The following is a 24,331-nucleotide window of genomic DNA, read 5'->3' as shown; positions in this document are numbered from 1 at the left end:
GTTATGTCTTTTAACAATCCTTTCTCAGTACTGTTCGGCAATGGCGGCGATTCACGACGCAACAATGCGAACAATGACGATCCGATCATCCTCGATGTCGAGGCCGATGGGGACGGTCCGGCCCGCAACACCAACGCCGGCCCCTCCGGGTCATCCCGCTCTCCACGTGGCCCGGCCAATCCGCGTATCACCCGTAAGCCAGCGTCCGGTGGCTCAGGAGCCAGCCGTGGCAGCAAGGTTCTGATCGGCGTGGTGCTGGCCTTGGCCATCATCGTCGGTCTGTTCTTCGGCCTGTCCCGATTCATCACCGATCTGATGTGGTACGGCCAGCTCGGCTTCCAGTCCGTGGTCTGGACCCAGCTCGGGGTGAAAATCGGTCTGTGGGTGGCCTACGCGCTGCTCATGGCCTTGACCGGCTTCGTTTCCGCCTGGTTGGCTATCCGGGCACGCCCTGATTCGGCCGACGGATCCACCATTCGCATTAACGGCGATGTGGTCGAGGTCGGCAAATCCGTCAGCTCGAAAACCGCTCGCCGCGTGGCCGTGGTGATTTCGCTGATCGTCGGCGTCATCTTCGGCTCTCAGTTCAACGCGAACTGGAGCGAGATTCTGCTCATGTTCAACGCGCAGTCGTTCGGCACCACCGATCCGCAGTTCGGTCTGGACAACGGCTTCTACGTGTTCGTGCTGCCGGGCCTGAAGCTCGTGCTCGCCGCCGTGGCCATGCTGCTGGGCGTGGGCCTTGTGTTTTCCGTGGTCACGCATGTGCTGATGGGTGGTATCCGCATTACCATGCCGGTTAACGGACGCGGCCTGTTCTCCATCACCAAGCGTTGCCGTCGTCAGCTTGGCATCTGGCTGATGCTCAATATGTTCGCTTGGGCAGTGCGCCAGATGATCGGCGTATTCGACCAGCTCACCGTGCAGGGTTCACGCATCACCGGTGCCTCCTACACCGCCGTGCACGCCAACATCCCCGTCACCTTCATCATGGCCGCGCTGACCGCCATCCTCGGCGTGGTGCTGGGCATCTGGCTCATGCGTTCCCACACGCTCGAAGGCCAGGCGTCCATCGGCGTGCGCGCCTCCGCCGCGCTCAAGGCCTGGCGTGTGCCGGTGACCTCCATTGCCGTCGTGGTCGTGGTGGGTCTTGTGCTCACCGTGGCATGGCCGGTGCTGTTGCAGCGCTTCCGCGTCAACCCGAACGCACAGGAGATGGAATCCACCTACATTCAGCGCAATATCGACGCCACCCGCGCCGCCTACGGTCTTGACAAGCTCAAGACCGAGCAATACAAGGTAACCGACAAGGGCGAGCAGGGCGCTCTGGCCAAGGAGGGCGACACCACCGCGCAGATTCGTCTGCTCGACCCGCAGGTCGTCAGCCCCACATTCAAGCAGCTACAGCAGTCCAAGCAGTACTACACCTTCGCCGACACTTTGGCCGTCGACAAGTACGAGATCGACGGCGTTTCCCAAGACACCGTGATTGCCGCCCGCGAGCTCGATCTGGCCGGCAACGACAACCGCAACTGGGTCAATGACCACACCGTGTACACCCACGGTTACGGCGTGGTGGCTGCTTACGGTAACAAGGTGACCGCCGACGGCCAGCCTGAATTCTTCGAATCCGGCATCCCCGCTCAGGGCAAGCTCACTGAATCCGAAAAGTATGAGCCTCGCATCTACTTCTCGCCGAACACCACCGAATACTCGATCGTCGGCGCACCGGAGGGCACGCAGGCTTGGGAGTTCGACTACCCGACCGGTTCGGAAGGCGCCCTGACCACGTTCAAGGGCGACGGCGGCCCCTCGGTTGGCAACCTGTTCTCCCGTATTCTCTACGCAATCCGCTTCGGCTCCGATCAGATTCTCTTCTCCGACCGTGTTACCAGCGAATCGCAGATTCTTTACGATCGTTCCCCCAAGGAGCGCGTGGCCAAGGTGGCGCCGTACCTGACGCTTGACGGCCGTGTGTATCCGGCCGTGGTCGATGGCCGCGTCAAGTGGATCGTCGACGGCTACACCACCTCTGATGCCTACCCATACTCGCAGATGACCGACCTCGGCTCCTCCACCAAGGATTCCACCACCGTCTCTTCCGCAACGGTCTCATCCTTGGGCTCGCAGAAGGCCAACTACATCCGCAACTCGGTCAAGGCCACCGTGGACGCCTACGACGGTTCCGTGGATCTGTACGTATGGGATCAATCCGACCCGGTAATCAAGGCATGGGAGAAGATCTTTCCCGGCCAGTACCACCAGCTCTCCGATATCTCCGGCGACCTGATGAGCCACATGCGCTACCCGGAAAGCCTGTTCAAGGTGCAGCGCGAACTGCTCTCCAAGTACCACGTGACCTCCGCCAGCCAGTACTACTCCGGCGAGGACTTCTGGCAGACGCCGGTCGACCCGACCGAATCCCAGTCCCAGCAGGACCAGGACATCCTGCAGCCGCCGTACTACCTGACCTTGCAGACCGGTGGCACCAAGGAACCGGTGTTCTCGCTGACCTCCACCTACATTCCGGCTGGCCAGTCCACCCGTGAGATCCTCACCGGCTTCCTGTCGGTCGACTCGGATGCCGGCAATGAGAAGGGCAAGATAGGCTCAAACTACGGCACCATCCGATTGCAGGAGCTGCCCAAGGATTCGAACGTACCGGGCCCCGGCCAGGCGCAGAACAACTTCAACGCCAACGCCGACGTGTCCAAGGAACTGAACCTGCTGCAATCCGGCGACACGCAAGTGGTGCGCGGCAACCTGCTCACCCTGCCGCTCGGTGGCGGACTGGTGTACGTGCAGCCCGTGTACGTCAAGTCTTCGGGTGCGACTTCATTCCCGCTGCTCAAGAAGACGCTGGTCGCATTCGGTGATCAGGTTGGATTCGCGGATACGTTGGATGAGGCCTTGGATCAGGTGTTCGGTGGTGATTCCGGCGCGGCCGCAGGCGATGCTGAGAACGTGTCCGGTGACGGATCGTCTGGTGACCAGGCTTCCGGCACATCCGGTGACCAATCTGGTTCCGATACCAATGGTGGCCAGTCCGGCACCGCGGACGGCAAGTCGGATTCCGGCTCGTCTTCCGACCGTAGCCCCGAACTCCAGCAGGCGCTGAACGATGCCGCCCAAGCCATGAAGGACAGCCAGTCCGCCATGAAGAACGGCGACTGGACCGCCTACGGCAAGGCGCAGAAGGAGCTTGAAGACGCCCTCAACAAGGCCATCGGGCTCGACAAGTAGTTCCGACAGGAATTGGCTCCCCTCAGGGTGAGGGGAGCTATCGCCGAAGGCGACTGAAGGGAGTCGGTTACCTCAACTGACATAGCCCGTCCTTATCATAGGGACGGGCTATTTGCGTATTCAAAGGAACCTCATGCCATACACCTTCCGTCCGGCCGTCGAATCCGACGTCCAAGCCATCACCGACATCTACAACGCCTCAGTGATGGCCGGCGGTGCGACCGCCGACCTCACCCCGCGCACCCTCGACCAACGCCGCGCCTGGGTCGAACCCCATACGCCGCCCTACGGCGTTTTTGTTGTGGAATCGGAAGACGGTTCAATCATCGGCTTCGGTGCGCTCTCCGTGTTCTATGACCGCGCGGGATATGACGGTGTCACCGATTTGGCCTATTACATTGATCCGGCATGGCAAGGCAGGGGAGTAGGCACGTTCATGCTTGACAGGCTGCTCACCGAGGCGCGGGCCCGCCACATGCGCAAGGCCTGCGGCATCATTTTCGCCGATAACGCCGGCTCCATTGCCCTCATGCACCGCTTCGGCTTCACCCAATTCGGACTCATGCCCGCCGCTGCCACCGACTCCACCGGCACCATGCGGGACATGTCCTACTGGTATTTGGACCTGTAGCCTTGCAGTAAGTCATTTCAGTCAAGAAAAGTGTGAGGATGCCGGAGCAAACGAGCTTGACGGCGGCGTTGAGTACAATCTTGACGGTTGAATCCGGCCGGGCATGGGCCGATGCGCGAGGCGAACGCGCGCATGACGTACGGAACGTACAGAACGTGCATACGGGAATATAGGAAGACGGACGAGGAGCGGATTATGGCATCGGATTTCTGGCTGATTGCGGGACTGGGCAACCCCGGCAAAAAATATGAGGACACGCGGCACAACATGGGCTTCAGGACCGCCGACGTGCTCGCCGAACGTTGGACGGTGAACTTCGCCGATCACAAGGGCTTGGCCATGCTCGGTAAAAGCGTGATGAACCTGGACGGCCGCACCGTCAAGTTCTTTCTGGCCAAGCCGCTGACTTATATGAATGATTCCGGCAATGCGGTGGCTTCCATTAGCGCCTATTACCAGATCGAGCCCGACCATATTGTGGTGATTCACGATGACATGGACTTGGAATTCGGCCGTATCAAGGTCAAGGCAGGCGGCTCCGCAGGCGGCCACAACGGCATCAAGTCGATTGACCGTTCCCTCGGCACGCCGAAATACGCGCGTGTGCGCATGGGCGTCGGTCACTCCAAGCGCGGTGCGAACGCGCATGACAACACGGTGAACTGGGTGCTGGGCGGGTTCGGTCCGGACCAGTGCAAGCAGCTGCCCGAATTCCTGGCTGACGGCGCCGACGCCGCCGAGGACATCATCTTCCACGGTCTTGCCAAGACTCAGGAGAAGTTCAATGGCCGGTGAGGCGACGCACCCGGACCTGATCAACGGCTCACTGGTAGGCATCCTGTCTGAGCTGGAACAGGACAAGACCTTCCTGAAGCTCGCCGCCGGCGACATCGAGGCTTCGGACGACGTCGACAACTCCGTCCTGGCCGGCATCCCCGAAGGTTTGCGCCCGGCTTTGGCCGCCGCCATCGGGCAGGGTGTGGCCGGCAAACCCGGCAAGCCGGTCGTGCTGGTCGTGGCCTCCGGCCGCGAAGCCGAAGAGACCGTGGGCTCGCTGCGCTCCTGGTATGATGGCGACCCGAACGACATCGCCCAGCTCGAAGCCTGGGAAACCCTGCCGCACGAGCGTCTGAGCCCGCGCGCGGACACCGTGGCCAGCCGCATGGCCGTGTTCCGCAGACTCAAGCATCCGAGCGATACCGATTCGATGTTCGGCCCGATTCGCATTCTCGTCATGCCGATCCGCTCGCTCATCCAGCCGGTCGTCCAAGGACTGGGCGACGTCGAGCCGCTCGTGTTCACCGTGGGGGAGGACCTGCCCCTCGACGAAGCCGCCAAACGTCTGATCGAAAACGCCTACACGCGCGTGGACCTGGTCATGGACCGTGGCGAGTTCGCGGTGCGCGGAGGCATTCTTGACGTATTCCCGCCCACCGCACCGCACCCGGTGCGTATCGAATTCTTCGGCGACGAAATTGACACCATCAAGGAATTCCACGCCTCCGACCAGCGTACCTACGGCGACGGCCTCAAGACCATCTGGGCCACCGCATGCCGTGAACTGCAGCTGACCGACGCCGTGCGCACCCGCGCCAAAGCCTTGGTCGGTTCGATTCCCAATGCTGAGGACATGCTCGAATCCATCGCCAACGCCATTCCGGTCGAAGGCATGGAATCCCTGATGCCCGCACTCGTGGACCATCTGGAACCGGTGGGCTCCATGCTGCCCAAGCACGCCGTGATCCTCCTGGGTGACCCGGAGAAACTGCGCCGTTCCGCCGAAGACTTGGCAAAAACCGCGAACGAGTTCCTGGCCGCCAGCTGGCATGTGGCCGCCTCCGGCCACGGCGCCGGCGCGCCCATCAGCTTCGACGAAGCCAGCTTCCTCGACTATGCGGAAACCATCAGCTCCCTCGAATACTCCGAACATCCGGTGATTCGCCTCACCAGTTTCGGCGTGGACACCGCGTTGACCGGCCATGTGCAGCTCGACGCCCAGAACCCGGCCGAATTCCGAGGGGATGAGGCCAAGGCCTCCCAAGGCATCGAAGGCCTGCTCGATGCCGGCTTCCACGTCACCATCACCGCCGCTGCGGCCGGCACCTTGGCCAGGCTCAAGCGCGCGATCAACACTACCGGCATCGCCAATTTCGACGTCATCCGCTCTCAGGCCATCGACGGCTTCGTGGACAAAGCCGTCAAAATCGCCCTGCTCACCGAACGCGACCTGACCGGCCGCACTTCAGCCGTGGCCGTGGCCAAAACGCCGAAACGCCGGCGCAAGGCCATCGACTTGGTGGAACTCAAAAAAGGCGATTACGTGGTGCACGAGCAGCACGGCATTGGCCGGTTCATCGAAATGCGTCAGCGCACCATCGGCACCGGCGCCAACAAAACCACTCGCGAATACCTGGTCATCGAATATGCGCCTTCCAAGCGCGGCGCCCCGGCGGACAAACTGTTCATCCCCACCGACCAGCTCGACCAGGTCAGCAAATACATCGGCGCCGAAGCCCCCAAGCTCAACAAGCTCGGCGGCTCCGACTGGGCGGCCACCAAGGCCAAGGCCCGCAAGCACGTCCACGAGATCGCCGACGACCTGATCGAGCTGTACTCCGCCCGCCAGCGCGCCAAGGGCTTCGCGTTCAGCCCGGACACCCCATGGCAGAAAGAGCTGGAAGACGCCTTCCCCTATCAGGAAACCGCCGACCAGCTCACCACCATCGACGAAGTTAAATCCGACATGGAAAAGCCCGTGCCGATGGACCGCCTCATCTGCGGCGACGTGGGCTTCGGCAAAACCGAAATCGCACTGCGTGCCGCCTTCAAGGCCGTGCAGGACGGCAAGCAGGTGGCCGTGCTCGTGCCCACCACGCTGCTTGTCCAGCAGCATTACGAGACGTTCAGCGAACGATTCGAGGGTTTCCCGGTCAATGTGGCGGCCATGAGCCGATTCCAGATCACCAAAGAGATCGACGAGACCATCGAGGGGCTGGAAACCGGCACGGTGGACGTGGTCATCGGCACGCACAAGCTGCTGAACCCGAAAATCAAGTTCAAGGATCTGGGACTCGTCATCATCGATGAGGAGCAGCGTTTCGGCGTGGAACACAAGGAGACGCTGAAAGCCCTGCGCACCAACGTGGACGTGCTGTCCCTGTCTGCCACGCCTATCCCGCGCACGCTGGAAATGGCCGTGACCGGCATTCGCGAGATGTCCACGCTCGCCACCCCGCCCGAAGACCGGTTGCCGGTGCTGACCTATGTGGGCGCCTACGAGGATGCGCAGGTCACCGCAGCCGTACGCCGCGAACTGCTGCGAGGCGGCCAGGTGTTCTATGTCCACAATCGTGTGCAGGATATCTCGTCCATCGCCGACAAGATCCACACGCTGGTGCCCGAGGCGCACGTCGGCATCGCCCACGGCAAGATGGGGGAGAAGCAGCTCGACCAGATCATCCGCGATTTCTGGCATCGCGACATTGACGTGCTCGTGTGCACCACAATCATCGAGACCGGTCTCGATATCTCCAATGCGAACACGCTGATCGTCGACCATGCCGACCGTTTCGGCTTGAGCCAGCTCCATCAGCTGCGTGGCCGCGTCGGTCGCGGCCGCGAGCGCGCGTACGCCTACTTCCTGTACGACCCGTCCAAGCCGATGACCGAGCAGTCCCATGACCGGCTCGCCACCATCGCGCAGAACACGGCGCTCGGCTCCGGTTTCGACGTGGCCATGAAGGACTTGGAATTGCGCGGCACCGGTAACCTTCTGGGCGACGAGCAGTCCGGCCATATCGAGGGCGTGGGCTTCGACCTGTACGTACGCATGGTGTCCGAAGCCGTGGAGAAGTACAAGGAGCCCGAGGAGAACGTCGAGCCGGTGGCCGTGTCCATCGACCTGCCCATCGAAGCGTCGATTCCGATCGAGTACATCGATTCGGACAAGCTGCGTCTGGAAGCGTACCGCAAGCTCGCCTCCGCCCGCAACGAGGCCGATCTGAAGGATTTGGAAGAGGAACTTACCGACCGTTACGGCAAGCCGCCGGTCGAATTCGAGACCCTGTTCGACGTGGCCCGTCTGAAGTTCAAGGCCCGCAAGCTCGGCATTTCGGAGATTCTCGCGCAATCCAACCGCGTGCGCATCGGTCGCATCGACCCGCCCGAATCCATCCAGATGCGTATGGGCCGTATTTACAAAGGCGCCCAATACCGCCCGGTCACCCACCAGCTCATCGTCCCCACCCCGTTCACCGGCTCCCTGGGCCAAGGCCCCATGAGCTCCGACCAGGTAGTCCTCTGGACCAACCAGTTACTTGATGATTTGGCATGGACCCCGTCGTCAAGCAAACGGCAGAGCCGTTTGTAGACGGGGTGCGAGGTGACAGTCGAGCCAGCTATGGCTCACCGGGCAACCTCCGGTGAGCCATATTCATATTCATGCCGTCGTTTGTGACGATGATTCACCCCAGACGGAATCGTTCCGACTGTCCAGCGAGCGAGATTAAGTGACTGCTATGAGCGAAACGACTACGAACCGCACGAACCAGAGCGCGACCGCGGCAACACTTGCCGGCTATGAGATTCCCCGCCTCGGCATGGGCACGATGGCGCTCGCCATCGAGGGACGCCCCTCCAACCGTAATCAGGCGATCGAGACCATCCATGCCGCGCTCGATGCCGGAGTCCGTTATTTGGACACGGCTTGGTCCTATTATCTGCCCAGCGCACCCGGAACCGGCGAGCCGGAGGATATGGGCTATGGTGAATATCTGGTCCGCGATGCTCTGCACTCGTGGCATGGGCCGAGAGAACAGGTGCTCGTGGCCACCAAAACCGGTTGGCTGCGTACGCTTGACGGCAGTGGCAACTACGGCTGGCAGGCCGACGCCCGACCCGAAACCATGATCGCCAATGCCAAGGAATCCGCCAGCCGCCTCGGTGTCGACACGCTCGATTTGCTCTACTCGCACTGCAACGATCCGCAGGTGCCGTACGAAGACCAGATGGGCGCACTCAAGCAGCTCGTGGACGAAGGTGTGGCCAAAGCTGTCGGCATCTCCAGAATCGACAACGCGGACATCGAAACCGCCCGCAATATTTTGGGCGATCGTCTCGTGGCCGTCCAGAACCAGTTCTCCCCGGCCCATCGTGACCCTGAACACACGTTGGAAACCTGCGAAAAGCTCGGTTTGGCTTTTGTCTGCTGGTCGCCACTCGGCGGATTCCTCGACCCGTTCAACGAGCATCTGTTCGACCGGTTCCGCGAAGTCGCCAAGATTCACGACTGCTCCTACCAGCGCGTCACGCTCGCGTGGGAACTTGCGCAATACCAATATCTGTTCACGATTCCCTCGGCCAGAAACCCGCAGGAGATTCAGGACTCGTTCAAAGCCAGCGAACTGAAATTGTCCGACAGTGAAATCGACTACCTCAATGGCAAGGACGTCGACTGAGCGATTTCGTCCGTACCACCTTGCAATCAGGCGGCACACTGGCATTGTGAGCGCTAACACTAAATTTTGGGCGTGTTGTTCACAACGTCCACAAATCGCACTACTCTTAAGAATGTCATTCAAGATACACAACCGTTTTAAGGAGTAGTTGTGGCAGTAATTGAAAGCGTGTACGCGCGTCAGATTCTGGATTCCCGTGGCAACCCGACCGTTCAGGTCGTTCTGGACACCGAAGACGGCGCTCAGGGCCTGGGCCTGGTCCCGTCCGGCGCCTCCACCGGTGAGGCCGAGGCTTGGGAGCGTCGCGACGGCGACAAGTCCGTCTACGGCGGCAAAGGCGTTCTGGACGCTGTCAAGGCCGTCAACGAGGAGATCGCTCCGAAGGTCATCGGCATGGACGCTTCCGATCAGCGCGCTCTCGACGACCTGATGATCGAGCTCGACGGCACCCCGAACAAGGGCCGCCTCGGCGCCAACGCCATCCTCGGCGTCTCCCTGGCTGCCATCTACGCCTCCGCCGAGTCCGCCGGCCAGCCGCTGTACCGCTACCTCGGCGGCACCAACGGCCACATCCTGCCGGTCCCGAACATGAACATCATGAACGGCGGCGCTCACGCGGACTTCGCTACCGACATCCAGGAGTACATGATCTCCCCGTACGGCTTCGACACCTACTCCGAGGCCCTGCAGGCCGGCGTCGAGGTCTACCACACCCTGAAGAACGTCCTCAAGAAGGAAGGCCTGAACACCGGCCTCGGCGACGAGGGCGGCTTCGCTCCGAAGATGAAGTCCAACAAGGACTCCCTGAACTACATCATGGACGCCATCTCCGCCGCCGGCTACGAGCCGGGCAAGCAGATCGGCATCTCCCTCGACGTCGCCTCCTCCGAGTTCTACAACAAGGAGACCGGCAAGTACCACTTCGAGGGTGACGACCGCGACGCCTCCTACATGCTCGACTTCTACGAGAACCTCATCAACGAGTACCCGATCGTCTCCATCGAGGATCCGTTCAACGAGGAAGGCTGGGAGGACTGGGCCGCCATCACCGCGCGCCTCGGCGACCGCCTGCAGTTCGTCGGCGACGACCTCCTCGTGACCAACCCGGCCCGTCTGGCCAAGGGCATCGAGCTCGGCGCCGCCAACTCCCTGCTGGTCAAGCTGAACCAGATCGGCACCGTCACCGAGACCCTTGACGCCATCGAGCTGGCCACCAAGAACGGCTTCACCTCCATGGTTTCCCACCGTTCCGGCGAGACCCCGGACACCACCATCTCCGACCTGGCCGTCGCCAAGAACACCGGCCAAATCAAGACCGGTGCCCCGGCCCGTGGCGAGCGCGTCGCCAAGTACAACCGCCTGCTCGAGATCGAGGAGGAGCTCGGCTCCACCGCTCAGTACGCCGGCTACAGCGCCTTCAAGGCCTGCAAGAAGTACCTGGCCAAGTGAGCTGAAACGCCCGTAAAGGCGTGAGTTTCCGCTGAAGCTCGATACCCGTCGTGTTCGTCAAGTCGAATGCGGCGGGTATTTTCGTGTGACATGAGCAAGTCGTCCCGTACCGGCAAACCTGGCAAAACCGGCAAAGCACAAGTCAGGAAAAAAGGGTCGGCGGGGCCCATAGCGTTCTTCGTCTCCCTGTTCATCATCGCACTCGGCACCATCCAGCTGGTCTCCACCTTCCATACCTATGCCCTGAACCTGGCCGAACTCAATGGCCTCAAGCGTGAGGAGGCTTCGCTGATCGCCAAAAAGCAGGAGTTGGAGAACGATATCAAGCGTTGGGATGACAAGGCCTACATCACCGCCCAGGCCCGTGAACGCCTCAGCTTCGTATTCCCCGGCGAACAGGCCGTGCGTGTGCTGCATCCCGAAGCCGTGACCGGCTCCGATAGCGAATCCCAGAAAACGGAAGATTCCAGTAGCAGCAACAAAGAAGTCCTGCCATGGTACAGCGAACTGTCTTACTCGCTCAAAAAGGCCGATGAGCCTGTGACCGATAGCGAGTCCGGCAAATCCGATATTACCGGTTCCGCTGACTCGTCATCCAACGACTCATCCAAGCAGTCCGATAAGTCAGACCAGAACACCCAATCCGATCAGAACACCCAACAGAATACCAAACAGAACACAGGGGAGGGAACCCAACAGTGACCATCGATATCGCCGCCAAGGCCAAGGCCCTTGTCGATACCGTGCTTGCCGAGCCCGCCAACGACCATGACATCGACTTGGTGCAGCGTCGGCTCGGCCGATACCCGCGCGGCATGGTCGCCGTGGGGGCGCGATGCGTCTGCGGTAGGCCACTTGCCGTAATCACCCGTCCGGTGTTGCCCGGCGGAATCCCTTTCCCCACCACGTGCTATCTGACCGGTCCGGAAGCCGTCAAGGCCGCCTCCCATGTCGAGGCCGCCGGCGTGATGCAGCAATACAACGACATGTTGGCCTCGGACGAGGAGCTCAAGGCCGCATATGAGCAGGCCCATAACCTGTATCTGGCATTCCGCCACGAACTGGCAGGACGTCTTGGCGACAGTGAGGAGCATATTGAAGGCACTTCGGCCGGCGGCATGCCAGTGCGCGTCAAGTGCCTGCACGCTCTGCTGGCCCAATCCCTGGTTATGGGACCGGGTGCCAACCCCATTGGCGATTTGGTGCTGGAACGTGTCAAGGACGAGTTCGATCCGACCGTCTGCCGTTGCACACTGGACGATTGATCAACAGATGAGCCACCGCGAACGGCCCATTCATACGCACTAAGGGATACGAGGAGAAGGCAATGAGCAAGGAATCCGTAACCGTCGCCGGCATTGATTGCGGCACGAACTCCATTCGACTGAAAATCGCACGTGTCGATGCCGATGGCATGCATGAGGTGGTGCCGCGCATCCTGCGTGTGATCCGCCTCGGCCAGGATGTGGACAAGACCCATCGTTTTGCCGACGAAGCGTTGGAACGCGCCTATACGGCCGCTCGGGAATTCGCCGGTGTGATCGCCGAGCATCCCATCGACGGCCTGCGTTTCGTTGCCACCTCTGCAACTCGTGACGCAGAAAACCGTGAGGAGTTCGAGGATGAGATCGAACGTATCCTCGGCATGCACCCCGAAGTCATTCCCGGCACCGAAGAAGCCGACCTGAGCTTCCTTGGTGCCACTTCCGTGGTCAATCGCGACGATCTGCCCGCCCCCTATCTGGTGGTTGATCTCGGCGGCGGGTCCACCGAGCTGGTCATCGGTGGCGACGGCGTCAGTGCGCCCACTACCCAGGTTCAGGGCGCGTTTTCCATGAACATCGGTTCCGTGCGCATGACCGAACGTCATCTGACCAATGATCCGCCGACCCAGACACAGATCGATGAGGCCGTTGCGGACGTCGATGAACATATCGATGAGGCCTTCCGCACCGTGGACGCAGGCAAGGCCCGTACCATCATTGGCGTGTCCGGCACGGTGACCACGATGACCGCCTTGGCCATGGGATTGAAGGAATACGATCACACCGTGGTCGACGGGCATCGGTTGAGCCTTGAAGACGCCTATGCCGTGGACGACAAGTTCCTTAGGATGACGCGCGCCGAGCGCCGCGAATACAAGACCATCCACCCCGGCCGTATCGATGTGGTCGGCGGCGGCGCTGTGGTCTGGAGCCGTGTGCTGGCGCGTGCCAGCGGAGCCGCCAAGGCCGATCATGGTGAAGCCATCGATTCGTTCGTTGCCAGCGAACACGGGCTGCTGGACGGCATTGTGCTCGATTATGGTCGCCGGTTGCTGGCTCAATAGCGTAAGTGGTGAGTGCCTCCAGCGGGCTGAGCCGTTAAGCAAACAGCCCGGTGGGCTGTTTGTAGGCGAGGGGAGCGGCTATGCCGCGACGGCTGCACGAAGTGCAGCAACCCGCAAGCAATGCTCAGGGCAGGAGATAGCTTATAATAGAAAAGTTGGCCTCCGTGGCGAAATGGTATACGCAGTCGACTTAAAATCGATCGCTTCGGCTTGTGGGTTCGAGTCCCACCGGAGGCACCTTGAGATCGGCCTGTGGCCGATGCCGTTTTTTGCGGCTGTGCCGCGGTCTCTCCCCAGTCGGCTTCGCCGACGCCCCCTCGTCAGAGGGGGCTCGCAGCTCACTATGTGGAGAGCTTATAAGGCCGAAACAAAAGGCCGTTAGGCTATGTGGCGTTGTGACGATGTACCTGATGAAACGAGGAATCCACATGGCTTCACGCTGGACCGATGTCGAACGAGTCGAACAAGGCGCCCTGCCCACCATGCTTGCCCAAGCCGTCATTGCGGGCACTGCACTCACCGTTGGTGCCATTGCCTGCTCGGGATTCTATCTGTCCATGATCGGCAATGTGGCCGCACTCCTGCCATGGGCGACTATCGTGATACTGATCGCCGTGGCGTTCACCTACATCGTCGGCTTCGCCCTGTTGTGGTGTGCCGAAGCCCTGACCCTGCGTGCCAACGACAAACTCAAGCCATGGCTGTACGGCGTCGTCGGATTAATCGGCTACGGCGTGTGGGGCATGTTCGTGATGAGCGCGATGATGAACACGCTGAACCAGCCGCTGAACGGCGTGGTGTTGTCGAACAGCGATGTGATGGCCCTGACCGTCAACTACGCGGTGTTCGGCTTCATCGCCTTCCTGTTGGCACAGGCGTACGCGCCCAAAATCGCCACCAAGAAGGGACTGACCATCGGGCTGATGGTGGTGCAGATCGTATTGGCCATCATCGGTATCATCGTACTGGTCATGATGTTCTCCGCACTGTCTCACTGACTGACTTATCGCTCGCCGGCACGACGCGCGCGGCCATCATCGCATAAGGCGAAAGCGATTCCGGGCGCTAGGCTGGAATACGATATCGTGATGGCATGACGCCTGATAACACCGGCATGCCGAACCAGCAGGGGAGAAGGAGCCAAATGTTCAGCGTGCTTGACATGTTCACCATCGGCGTCGGACCTTCATCCTCGCACACTGTAGGCCCGATGGTCGCGGCACATGCTTTCGCCTCCTCGTTGCAGGCCGACCATTTGGTCGATCGCACCGCACGTGTCAAAATCACGCTTTACGGTTCTCTGGCGCTGACCGGTCTCGGCCACGGCACCGATCGCGCTGCGATGGCCGGGCTCGAAGGCAATCTGCCGGCCACCGTGGATACCGACCACATGATGCACATCCGCGAGACCTGCGCGTTGGACGATACTCTGAACCTCGCCGGCCTCAAACGCATCCGTTTCGACTACGACCGCGACGTGGTGTTCGAACAATGGAAGCGCATGGCCGCGCACCCCAATGGCATGCGATTCCAGGCTTTCGACGCCGCCGCAAGCTTGGTCGACGAACAGGTCTGGTATTCCATCGGCGGCGGATTCGTGCGCAAAGGCGCTCTCGAAGACCCGATGATCGGCATTCATGAACGCCCTCCGGAAGGCACCTCCTTTGCCGATGCGGACGAATCATCATCCACTGATTTCGGCGTCGAGGCACCCTATCCGTTCTCATCATGCACCGAATTGGTGTCGTTATGCCGGGAACATCATCTCAGCATCGCCGAACTTGTATGGGCCAACGAAACCGCTTCACGCTCGGGCATCCAGGTCCGATCCGATATTGATGCCATCTGGCGTGTTATGCGCGCCTGTGTGGACCACGGATGCACCTCGGCGGAACCCACATTGCCCGGTGGCCTTGACGTACCCCGCCGCGCGCCGAAAATGTATCGGCGTCTCGCCTCGAATTCCGATGTGCTGCGCCGCGACAGCCGGCGCAAAGACGCCGTGCTCGAGTCTTCCGACGCCGCATGGGTGGATCTCTTCGCCTTGGCCGTCTCTGAGGAGAATGCCGGAGGCGGGCGCATCGTAACCGCTCCGACCAACGGTTCCGCCGGCATCATTCCCGCCGTGCTTCACTATTACTGGCATTTCGTGGACAACGCCAATGAACAGGGCGTGGTCACGTTTCTGCTGACCGCCGGTGCCATCGGATACCTGTTCAAACGCAACGCCTCGATTTCCGGCGCGGAAGTCGGTTGCCAGGGCGAAATCGGCTCGGCCTGTTCGATGGCGGCGGCCGGACTTGCCGCAGTCGTGGGCGGCACGCCGGAACAGGTGGAGAATGCTGCTGAGATCGGCATCGAACACAACTTGGGTCTGACTTGCGATCCGGTGGGCGGACTGGTGCAGATTCCATGCATCGAGCGCAATGCCATGGCCGCCAACACCGCCATCAACGCCGTGCGTATGGCCATGCTCGGCGACGGCTCACACATCGTGACCCTTGATCAGGCCATCGAAACCATGAAGCAGACCGGTGAAGACATGATGGCCAAATACAAGGAGACCTCCAAGGGCGGGCTTGCCGTCAATGTCGTCGAATGCTGATTGACATGTCTGGTATTCACCAGCATGATGACCGGAATTGACGTATACGGCCAGCGTGTCGTATCGCACAGGGATGAAGGACTACCGCCGATTCGCCGATGGTGCTAAGGTAGGGCGCATTGTGTCTTTGAAGGAGGACTAATGGCAGATCAGATGCCTCAGGTGAACGCCGAATTCGGCACCACGCCCGTTATCGAGTTCCCGACGCCCGAAGCCCCGAAGGGCCTCAAGGTTGTGGAGCTGACCGAAGGCGACGGCCCGATCGTGCGTCGCGGCGACACCGTCACCGTGAACTACCACGGCGTGGTGTGGGGTAAGGACACCCCATTCGACTCCAGCTTCGACCGTCATCAGCCCGCCAGCTTCGGCATCGGCGTGGGACAGGTCATCAAGGGCTGGGATCAGACTGTGCCGGGCCATAACGTGGGTTCGCGTCTGGTGGTTTCCATTCCGCCGGAATACGGCTATGGTTCCCGCGGCATCCCGCAGGCTGGCATCGGCGGCGAGGACACGCTGGTGTTCGTCATCGACATCATTTCCACCCGCTGACCATAGGTCAGCACATGACGAACGCCGGGGTCATAGCCGGCGTTTTGTCATAAATAACGAAGATTGTTTCAGCATCGACAACGGTTCAGGAGGACGATATGGCTGAGGACAAGGTCTACCTGCTGACGCAGGAAGCATACAACAAGATGAAGGAAGAGCTCGCCCATCGTGAAGGTGAGCTGCGTGAGGAAATCGCGCACAAGATCGCCGTGGCGCGTGCCGAGGGCGACTTGTCCGAGAACGGCGGCTACCAGGCCGCCCGTGAAGCGCAGAGCAAGAACGAGGGCCGCATCACCGAGCTCACCGTCAAGCTGCGCGATTCCAAGATCATCGAGAATGCTCCGGAAGGCACCGTGGGCGAGGGCTCTGTGGTGACCATCGAGCTCAACGGCAACGAGATGACCTACGTGCTCGGCAGCCGTGACATCGTGGCCGGCACCGACTACGACATCATGACCCCGGATTCCCCGATTGGCAAGGCCATCGAGGGTGCCAAGGTGGGCGACGTCGTTTCCTACACCGCACCGAACGGCCGCGAGCTGTCCGTGACGGTCAAGGCCGCCAAGCCGCTGGCCTGAGTTAGTTGACTAGTATGCCCCCGTAGGCGGGGACATACTTATATGGCGTAGCGCTTATTGCCACAGCGAGACGATCACCATGTAGATGGCCACCATATGGCAGGCATATCCGGCCACCGTTCCGCAGTGGAAAATCTCATGGAAGCCGAAGACGCGAGGCCAAGGGTCGGGCTTGCGCAAGGCGTAGACGATGGCGCCGAGGATGTAGCAGGCACCGCCGGCGCACAGCAGCACCACCACGGCTGGCCCCGCATACGGCGAATTCCAGAACATCACCATATAAGCCAGGCCGTAGATGCCGAAGATGATGTACACCACCGTATACAGCCAGCGTGGTGCATTGATCCAGATCACATGAATCACGATGGCGATGGCCGCGCACGCCCACATCGATATGATGATCACATTGCGCCAGAATGGTTCCAGCGCAAACGAAACCGGGGTATACGTGCCAGCAATGAGCAGGAAGATGTTGACATGATCGATACGCCGCAGCACATCGGTGATGCGCGGGCTCCAATCGCCCAGATGGTAGCAGGCCGAATTGGTGAACAGAATCAGCGACGCTGTCATGAACACGGCACACGCCCACTTCAGACTCGCGCCATGTGCCAGGCATATAAGCACGATGCCTGCCGCCAATGACAGGGGAGCGGCAATCGCGTGAATCCAGCCACGCATCAACGGCTTTGGCCGTCCGTGCACGTCGAGACGAATCTTGCGTTCCACTTCCGCAGGGGCAATGCCCTCGATTTTCAGCGCACGGTTCTCCGCTTTGGCGAGATTGTGCCGGGCCTTCTCCTCGGCTTTGGCTCGAATGGCCTCGGCCTTGAACTGGGCCTTGGCCCGTACGGCATCAGCCTTGGCTTGCAACGCCTGTTCGCGCGCCTCGATAGCCGCCTGACGCTTGGATGCGATGGTGGCATCCTCTGCAATCGCCGCGCTGTTATGAGCGTCGTGATGCATCGTCTTTTCCGCGTCGTCGGTTGTTGATGCCATGATGATGCCCCCGTTTCACGAGTTGACGATACGCTTCTTACGCTGACGTAACCTACGTTAGCGTAACTTTTATGCTTGTCAATACCGACTCACGCGAACACTATCACCCAATGGCGGCGATACTATGGAATCCGAAGATGAGAACGTCACAGCAATAAGGGGTTCGGTGATGGTGTATTGCACGGAGTGTGGGTTTGCCAACGAGCAAGGAGATGCCTTCTGTTCGCAGTGCGGAAGTCCATTGGAGCAGCCCGAGGCCAATCCGGCGGCCCCTGCCTATGACGATAACGCGCTGACGCTGGTGGAGCAGCCGGCGGCACCGTTGCCCGCCGTCGCGCCGCCAACGGCGCCGGGTTCCGCGGTGCCGGGGCCTATGGCACCGGGACCCATGACCGCTGGCCCTGCGGCACCTGCTTCTCCTGAACCTCCCGCCGGGCGTCCTGACGGCGATCACACCAAAGCGGTGGTGATTGTGCTCATCGCGCTGATTTGCGTCGTGGCGTTGGTCATCGGCTTGTTCGTCACCCATAGCATGGGATTGTGGGGAGCTCAGCCGCAGGCGCAAACATCGGCACAGTCGACCGGGGCCGATGCGTCGGATTCCGCCGATGATGGCACGACGGATTCCTCTGACGCCAAGTCCAAGGCCAAGAAGAACACGTCTGATAGCGCCAAAGACAAGAACAGCGACGATTCGTCCAAGAAAAGCTCGACGGAGAAGTCGAAGCCTTCCACTCCGGTGATCACATCCAGCCAGTTGTCTGACATCGCGGATTCATACTCGTCCTCCGATGTGGCCGTCTCCGCCATGGTCATCGATGGAACATTCGCCGATTCCTCAGAGGACGCCACCATCGCGACCACGTCGCAGTCCGGCAAGCAATTCGTGGCTGCCGGTTTCTATCTGCCGGTCTATCTTGCGGCCCAGGACAATGGCGATGACAACGCCAAAGCGCAGGCAAACGCGATGATGGGTTCCATGGACAACAATGCCGGCAATATGGCGGCAGCGGCGGTAGGTGGCTGGAGCGGCGTCAATTCGTGGGCATCTTCGCATGGGTATAAGGGCACCTCGTTCAACCGCGATTTCGGCGATGTGGCGGCCAGCAATGCCGGTTATGAGAATTACAGTTCCTCCCGCGATGCGGCCCGCATGCTCGCCGCAGTGGACGCCAAGGGAGGCACGTCATTGATGAACGTAGACATTGCCTCCGAAGGCGTAATCATTCCGTCCGACATGACCGTGCATGCTCACCGAGGCCAAGGCATCCAGGACACCTGGAATTACTTTGCCATCGTCGAAGCCAATGGTCATAAGGCCGCCGTGGCCGTTGTCACCCAATATCAGGGGCAGTCGGTGGCCGCGGACCTGATGAGCCGGGTGCTGGCCAGTGTTGACAAGACATTGGGGCAGTGACGGTGGCTCGGCATACCAAGCATAGTAGCGGCACGCGTGCAACAGGCAGCGTCGTGGGATTGATCCTGATCGCCGCCCTGATCGCCGCTTTGGTAATCGGCGTCGGTGGATGGATGTACGCGCATAACGGGCTCGGCACATCGCACGCCAAAACATCGCCCGTCGCCTCGGCATCGGACTCATCGGCAACAGCGTCGGCATCGTCGTCAACGGCGTCATCGAAACATGAACAACGCCCTGTGCATGACACCTTGGAGCGTAAGGCGGCACCTGCTCCCGACCTGACCACGGTGGCGGAAGAGAAGCGGATGTCAAATGTGTCCTCGGCGGTCACGGCAGCTGTGGCCGGCAGTGGAGGCACCTGGTCGGTGTATGTCGAGGATTTGGCCACGGGCAAAACCGTGAGCGTCGGCGGCCAGCCCATGGTGGCGGCTTCGGATGTCAAACTGTACGTGATGCTTGCCGTGTACGATAAGCAACATGCCGGCACCTTGGCCACGGGCGGGCAGGATACCACCTCACTGATCAACCAGATGATCACCGTCAGCTCGAACGCGGCCACCAATCAGCTGGTATTGATGGTCGGCGATGGCGACATGGCCACAGGCATGCAACGGGTGACTGGTACGGCCGCCCGATACGGCTTCAGCGCATCCAAGCAGTTGCGGGCATTGTCCGATGCCGGCACAGACGGGACCGGCACCGAGAACTGGACGTCAGCTTCCGATTGCGGCAGATTCCTCGCCGCATTGTACCGAGGCAAACTGGTTTCCGCCGAAGCCAGCCGCTCCATGCTTGACGTATTGCTCGGGCAGACGCGACGCGCCAAAATACCCGCCGGAGTGCCGTCTGGCATTCAGGTAGCCAATAAAACCGGTGAACTGGCCGGCGTGGAAAATGATGCCGCCGTGGTGTGGGGCAAGGCCGCGGACGGAACAGAACGGGATTATGTGATGGTGGTTATGACCTCGGGAGTGGTATCGGGAACCGCGCAGCAGCAGATCGCCGCATTGTCCTCTCAGGTGTATACGGCGATGACCGCATGAACGGCGGTCAGCCGTGCAACGCGATTGGCGCGGTATTGAAGATGCGATGTCGTCATAGTCGTCGTACTTGCCCGTGTGGCTTGCCGCGATGGCGGCGGTGCGTCTGCGTATGATAGGGATATGGCTGATTTTTCACATATCCTTGCAACGCGCCCCGACTTCGACGACGAGGACCGCGAGTGGCTGCATCATCTTGTCGCCGATTGGCAGGTGATCGCCGATTTGAGCTTCGCCGATCTGCTGCTGCTGGTACAGAATGGCGATGGCAAATACGTGGTGGCCGAGCAATGCCGTCCATCCACCGTGATGACGCTGCGGGCGGAAGACGTGGTGGGAAACGTCATGCCGGACGACATGGTCGGCGAATTGGACGCCGCCATGCTCTCCAGCGGGGTGTTCCGCTCCACGGTATTGAGAACCGTGGGCAAGGCGACCATCTGCAACGTGTACGCGCCGGTTCGGCACAATGGCAAGACCTTGGGCTTGGTCGTGCGTGAGACCAATATGGCCACACGAGAATCCAACGGCCGATATGAGTCGGAAAGCATCAACGCCGGCAAGCATCTGTACGAGATGATTCCGCGAGGCCAATTCCCCTACAAGGATTCGGTGATGAGCCAACGCCATATCGCTCGCGTGGCGGACGGCTTCATCATCCTGACTATGGACGGCGTGGTTCGATACTCAGCCCCGAACGCCATCAGCTGCTTTAGGCGTCTCGGTCTGCTGACCACCATGCCTGGCCATTACCTCAGCGAACTTGGCACACAGCTATTGAAGGAGAACGACCCCGTTCCGGAAATCCTGCCGTTGGTGCTGGCCGGCAAGGCCGCGGTGGATTCCGAACTTGACGCCAACCGTTCCGCCGTCTCGATGCGCTCGCTGCCCTTGTATGACAACAACGGCCGTATCGGAGCGATTCTGCTATGCCGTGACGTCACCGAGCTGCGCCGCCGAGAGCAGGAGCTGCAGACCAAGGACGCTACGATTTCCGAGATTCACCATCGTGTCAAGAACAACCTGCAGGCCGTCTCTGCGCTACTGAGGCTTCAGGCTCGTAAGACCAAGTCGGATGAGGCCAAGAAGGAATTGCAGGAGGCACAACGCCGCGTGCAGACCATTGCCATGGTGCATGAGGGATTGAGCCAGACCGCCGACGAAGTCGTCGACTTCGACAAGGTAATCGCCAACCTGCTGCGCATGGCCGTGGACTTGGCCACGATGAAAGACCAGCATATCGATATCAACTACATGGGCAAGTTCGGCATGATGCCCGCTCAGGATGCCACGCCGCTGTCCCTCGTGCTGACCGAGCTCATCACCAATTCGGTGGAGCATGGGTTCGAAGGCCGCAAGGATGGCCATATCACGATTTCCGTGGGCCGCTCCGGCCCGAACCTCAATGTGGTGGTTGAAGATGACGGTTCCGGTCTCGGCTCCGAAGAGCAGGGTGGATTGGCTCGTTCTTCCGGTTCCGGTTTGGGCACGCAGATCATCAACACCTTCGTGACCAATGATTTCGGTGGTTCCGTGCATTGGGAGCCGCGCCGCGAAGGCGGCACCCGTGTGGTGCTCGATATGAAGCTCAGGGCTGCTCAGGACGAGTGACGAGAAGCCCGAAATGAGGAAACCCTCCCGAGTGGGAGGGTTTCCTGGTATGACGAAGAAATAATCAAAACATCAGATTTGCATCTGCATGGCCTGAGAACGGCGGGCGCGCATGGCGCGGCGCTTCAGCGCACGACGCTCGTCTTCGCTCAAGCCGCCCCACACGCCGTAATCCTGATTGGTGTCCAGTGCGCACTTCAGGCATGCGTCAATCACCTTGCAGGTGCGGCACACGGCCTTGGCCTCCTCAATCTGCTGATAGGCTGCACCGGTGTTGCCCACCGGGAAGAAGAGTTCCGGATCCTTGTCACGACATGCGGCCTTGGCTCGCCAATCAAAAGCGCTGCTCATTGCTTGCCTCCCTTAAAAGCCCCGTGGCTGGTGTTGTTCCTTAAGTCCAGTACCAAGGTAACCACGAACCGTGGTGATTTTCAAGAGGTTTCGCCGAGAAAAAACCGAAGTTTTCACGAAGCGCACTGCACCAGACATGCCGATGTGCCCTCGATGAGCACGGCCCGGCCCGCGTTGTCGGCATCGATAAGACTCATCGTATCCAATAGGCGAGCGGGGACTCCAGCCATAAGATCGGATGTTCTCTCCCCGCACGGGAACACGATTCTGGTATTGCAATGCTCCGGTATGCGTATCGGTCGAATCGTGCTGACGGCGAATACCACGCTGACTGACTCATCAGCCAACGCATACGTGAAAGACAGCGCCTGTTCGTCGGTGCGGAATGGATCGAACAACTCATCGGCATCGTCGACAAACCACACGATATGCGGAGGCGGTGGTGCATCCGAGCTGGCATACGGCATGCGACGGCTGCTATGAAGCCATTGCGAGCTCCATACCCGGCGATGCGGGGAACTGACGCGTACCGCCAAGCCATCGGTCAAGCTGGCGTGTCGAGCCAATGTTTCCAGCAACGTGGTTTTGCCACGCCCCTGCGGGCCGATGACGCCGATATTGCCGCCGGTGAGGGATACTGTCGCCTCTCGCAGATTGATGCCATCGTCGGCAAGTCCAAATCGAATGCGTTGCGGTGCGTGATCGGCCACAGTCCGGTCTTTTACGTGCCGGGGGAGCGGCGCGGTAAACAGGGACGGTTGCGGCGGGCTTCCGACGAACCGCGATGCGAACGCGATCTGGCGGCACACCGCATCGATATCGCGTGCCGTTGCACAGCGGAATGCCGTCACCTGTTCGGAATCGTTGCAGAACGCCGCACCGGGCATTGCCGGACTGAGGTCGGCGGCACGACCATCGCCAAGCAGCTCGCATGATTGCAGACGGTCCCGAACCCGTAAGCAAATGCTGACGGACATATTCGCCTTCATATCGGCGCTGACCTGGCCCATGGGATTCTGTGTACAGGCGATCAGATACATGCCCAGCGACCTGCCGAGCGAGGCAATACGCACCAGACGATTCACATAATCCGGGAGCTGGTCCTTCAGAGCATGGAATTCGTCAATGACCACGATCAGGCGCGGTGGCGGATTGACCATATCGCGGATATCGGAAGCACGGACAGCGGCGGACAGCTGCTCACGGCGTGTCAGTTCGGCTTCCAACGCACGCAACGCGCGTACGGCATGAGCCAGATCCAGATCGCATACACTGCCCACGGTATGAGGCAGCCGTTCGAGTTTGCGGAACGCGGAACCGCCTTTGAAGTCCAAAAACACGAAATTCAGATGCTCGGGCCCGTTCATCGAGGCGAGCGCCAGACACCAGCTTTGCAGCAACACGGATTTGCCGGAACCGGTGGTGCCGGCCACCAGGGCATGTGGCCCCTGACGGTTCAGGTCGAGCGTCAGCGGCTCGCTTCCGGTCATGCCAACCGGCACCGCAAGGTCAAGGGGCTCAAGCCAGTGGCCCACAATGGTCCGCCATGGCAGGCGTGCGAAGTGCAGCAGCGATTCTATCGGCTGCGACGGCGTATGACGGAGGTCTGCGGCGCGGTCATCGGCGTCGTCCGTGATACCGACATCGATCGTTGCCTGTTTCGGGGCGTGAGCCTTCTCCGGGCCCGGAGACGAGGGGAGCGTCAGCAACAGGGACACGAGACAGGCGAATATGCCTGGCGCGATCATGGCGGCGAACAGCCATTGCCCGTGCAACAGCAGTATGACCATCATCAATGCTTGCGCGATCATCGGGCACGCCGCGGCAAGCATGGTCAGGCGGGCGCGCAATGGCGGCGCGCCCAAACGGTGCTTCGCCTGGGATACGGCGGATGCCGTATGGGCGGAATGTCGCTTCGAATCGTTCTGCTGTGATGTCATGCTTCCAGCGTGGGGGAGCGCGTGCCGAAGGCGCAAGTCGAATCAAGGTATGTGGTTCTAGCTTGCCGAGTTATCCACATGACATTTTGCCCGTGCATGATTGGCTGCGTGGGCAACGGCGGCGATTATG

The 24,331-nt window shown here is 60.7% G+C and carries 19 protein-coding genes, 1 tRNA gene and 2 pseudogenes; 19 read left to right on the top strand and 3 right to left on the bottom strand.

The genetic code is table 11. The features are described 5' to 3' along the window. The first annotated feature begins 3 nt into the window (after nt 1-3). The 14 genes from ACEUKI_RS01865 to ACEUKI_RS01800 all read left to right on the top strand — a co-directional run bounded on the left by ACEUKI_RS01865 (nt 4) and on the right by ACEUKI_RS01800 (nt 16,840). Complete coding sequence (locus ACEUKI_RS01865; protein WP_115770728.1) at nt 4-3,243, top strand: UPF0182 family protein; 3,240 nt, start codon at nt 4-6, stop codon at nt 3,241-3,243. Nucleotides 3,244-3,376: 133 nt separating this feature from the next. Next, nucleotides 3,377-3,874, top strand: coding sequence for a GNAT family N-acetyltransferase (locus tag ACEUKI_RS01860; RefSeq protein WP_251847615.1), 498 nt, complete (start codon nt 3,377-3,379; stop codon nt 3,872-3,874). A gap of 195 nt (nt 3,875-4,069) precedes the next feature. Continuing rightward, nucleotides 4,070-4,669 carry an aminoacyl-tRNA hydrolase gene (pth, locus tag ACEUKI_RS01855; RefSeq protein WP_251847614.1) on the top strand — a complete coding sequence of 200 codons (600 nt, stop codon included), beginning with the start codon at nt 4,070-4,072 and terminating at the stop codon, nt 4,667-4,669. Then, a complete protein-coding gene (gene mfd, locus ACEUKI_RS01850; RefSeq protein WP_251847613.1) occupies nt 4,659-8,243 on the top strand; it encodes a transcription-repair coupling factor in 3,585 nt (1,194 codons plus the stop codon). Before pth ends, mfd begins: the two co-directional genes overlap by 11 nt. A gap of 148 nt (nt 8,244-8,391) precedes the next feature. Next, the gene (locus tag ACEUKI_RS01845) at nt 8,392-9,330 is read left to right on the top strand and encodes an aldo/keto reductase (protein ID WP_179133451.1); all 939 of its coding nucleotides are present in this window, start codon (nt 8,392-8,394) and stop codon (nt 9,328-9,330) included. Between the two features lie 150 nt (nt 9,331-9,480). Next, nucleotides 9,481-10,779 carry a phosphopyruvate hydratase gene (eno, locus tag ACEUKI_RS01840; protein WP_080785123.1) on the top strand — a complete coding sequence of 433 codons (1,299 nt, stop codon included), beginning with the start codon at nt 9,481-9,483 and terminating at the stop codon, nt 10,777-10,779. A 90-nt stretch (nt 10,780-10,869) separates the two neighbouring features. Next, nucleotides 10,870-11,481 (top strand): septum formation initiator family protein, encoded by a 612-nt coding sequence (locus ACEUKI_RS01835; RefSeq protein ID WP_179133450.1) that lies wholly within the window; start codon nt 10,870-10,872, stop codon nt 11,479-11,481. Then, nucleotides 11,478-12,044, top strand: a complete 567-nt coding sequence (locus ACEUKI_RS01830) for a DUF501 domain-containing protein (RefSeq protein WP_080785121.1) — start codon at nt 11,478-11,480, stop codon at nt 12,042-12,044. The genes ACEUKI_RS01835 and ACEUKI_RS01830 overlap by 4 nt, the downstream gene beginning before the upstream one ends. Before the next feature lie 62 nt (nt 12,045-12,106). Then, entirely contained in the window at nt 12,107-13,108 is a 1,002-nt protein-coding gene (locus tag ACEUKI_RS01825) for a Ppx/GppA phosphatase family protein (protein ID WP_144169201.1), read from the top strand. A 158-nt stretch (nt 13,109-13,266) separates the two neighbouring features. Continuing rightward, nucleotides 13,267-13,345, top strand: a tRNA-Leu gene (locus tag ACEUKI_RS01820). A 191-nt stretch (nt 13,346-13,536) separates the two neighbouring features. Then, on the top strand, nt 13,537-14,106 hold the full coding sequence (locus ACEUKI_RS01815; protein WP_080785119.1) for a cadmium transporter: 570 nt from the start codon (nt 13,537-13,539) through the stop codon (nt 14,104-14,106). A 146-nt stretch (nt 14,107-14,252) separates the two neighbouring features. Further along, on the top strand, nt 14,253-15,713 hold the full coding sequence (locus ACEUKI_RS01810; protein ID WP_080785118.1) for an L-serine ammonia-lyase: 1,461 nt from the start codon (nt 14,253-14,255) through the stop codon (nt 15,711-15,713). Nucleotides 15,714-15,854: 141 nt separating this feature from the next. After that, nucleotides 15,855-16,262, top strand: a complete 408-nt coding sequence (locus tag ACEUKI_RS01805) for an FKBP-type peptidyl-prolyl cis-trans isomerase (protein ID WP_080785117.1) — start codon at nt 15,855-15,857, stop codon at nt 16,260-16,262. Nucleotides 16,263-16,360: 98 nt separating this feature from the next. After that, a complete protein-coding gene (locus ACEUKI_RS01800; protein ID WP_007055115.1) occupies nt 16,361-16,840 on the top strand; it encodes a transcription elongation factor GreA in 480 nt (159 codons plus the stop codon). Between the two features lie 54 nt (nt 16,841-16,894). Here the strand turns inward: ACEUKI_RS01800 and ACEUKI_RS01795 are convergent, their stop codons facing one another. Continuing rightward, on the bottom strand, nt 16,895-17,839 hold the full coding sequence (locus ACEUKI_RS01795) for a hemolysin III family protein (RefSeq protein WP_179133449.1): 945 nt from the start codon (nt 17,837-17,839) through the stop codon (nt 16,895-16,897). Nucleotides 17,840-17,963: 124 nt separating this feature from the next. On the opposite strand from ACEUKI_RS01795, the pseudogene ACEUKI_RS01790 reads away from it, so the two are divergent. The 5 genes and pseudogenes from ACEUKI_RS01790 to ACEUKI_RS01770 form a co-directional block, all read left to right on the top strand. After that, a pseudogene (locus ACEUKI_RS01790) lies at nt 17,964-18,077 on the top strand (zinc-ribbon domain-containing protein); the annotation flags it as partial. 135 nt (nt 18,078-18,212) lie between these two features. After that, nucleotides 18,213-18,858, top strand: a pseudogene (locus tag ACEUKI_RS01785) (zinc ribbon domain-containing protein). Beyond that, nucleotides 18,840-19,256 (top strand): serine hydrolase, encoded by a 417-nt coding sequence (locus ACEUKI_RS01780; RefSeq protein WP_374156429.1) that lies wholly within the window; start codon nt 18,840-18,842, stop codon nt 19,254-19,256. Before ACEUKI_RS01785 ends, ACEUKI_RS01780 begins: the two are co-directional and overlap by 19 nt. A 53-nt stretch (nt 19,257-19,309) precedes the next feature. Beyond that, complete coding sequence (locus ACEUKI_RS01775; RefSeq protein WP_374156428.1) at nt 19,310-20,302, top strand: serine hydrolase; 993 nt, start codon at nt 19,310-19,312, stop codon at nt 20,300-20,302. A 120-nt stretch (nt 20,303-20,422) separates the two neighbouring features. Beyond that, nucleotides 20,423-21,910: a sensor histidine kinase gene (locus ACEUKI_RS01770; protein WP_181896164.1), complete on the top strand. Its 1,488-nt coding sequence runs from the start codon at nt 20,423-20,425 to the stop codon at nt 21,908-21,910. A 72-nt stretch (nt 21,911-21,982) separates the two neighbouring features. On the opposite strand, the gene ACEUKI_RS01765 is transcribed toward ACEUKI_RS01770, so the two are convergent. Both ACEUKI_RS01765 and ACEUKI_RS01760 read right to left on the bottom strand, forming a co-directional pair. Beyond that, entirely contained in the window at nt 21,983-22,261 is a 279-nt protein-coding gene (locus ACEUKI_RS01765) for a WhiB family transcriptional regulator (protein ID WP_003835265.1), read from the bottom strand. A 113-nt stretch (nt 22,262-22,374) separates the two neighbouring features. Further along, nucleotides 22,375-24,201 carry an FtsK/SpoIIIE domain-containing protein gene (locus ACEUKI_RS01760; RefSeq protein WP_374156427.1) on the bottom strand — a complete coding sequence of 609 codons (1,827 nt, stop codon included), beginning with the start codon at nt 24,199-24,201 and terminating at the stop codon, nt 22,375-22,377. Nucleotides 24,202-24,331: the final 130 nt, after the last annotated feature.

This window comes from Bifidobacterium sp. 2450, from assembly GCF_041900695.1.
Classification (GTDB): domain Bacteria; phylum Actinomycetota; class Actinomycetes; order Actinomycetales; family Bifidobacteriaceae; genus Bifidobacterium; species Bifidobacterium longum.
Note: the sequence above shows the minus strand (reverse complement) of the source record. Positions and strands in the feature narration are given on the sequence as shown.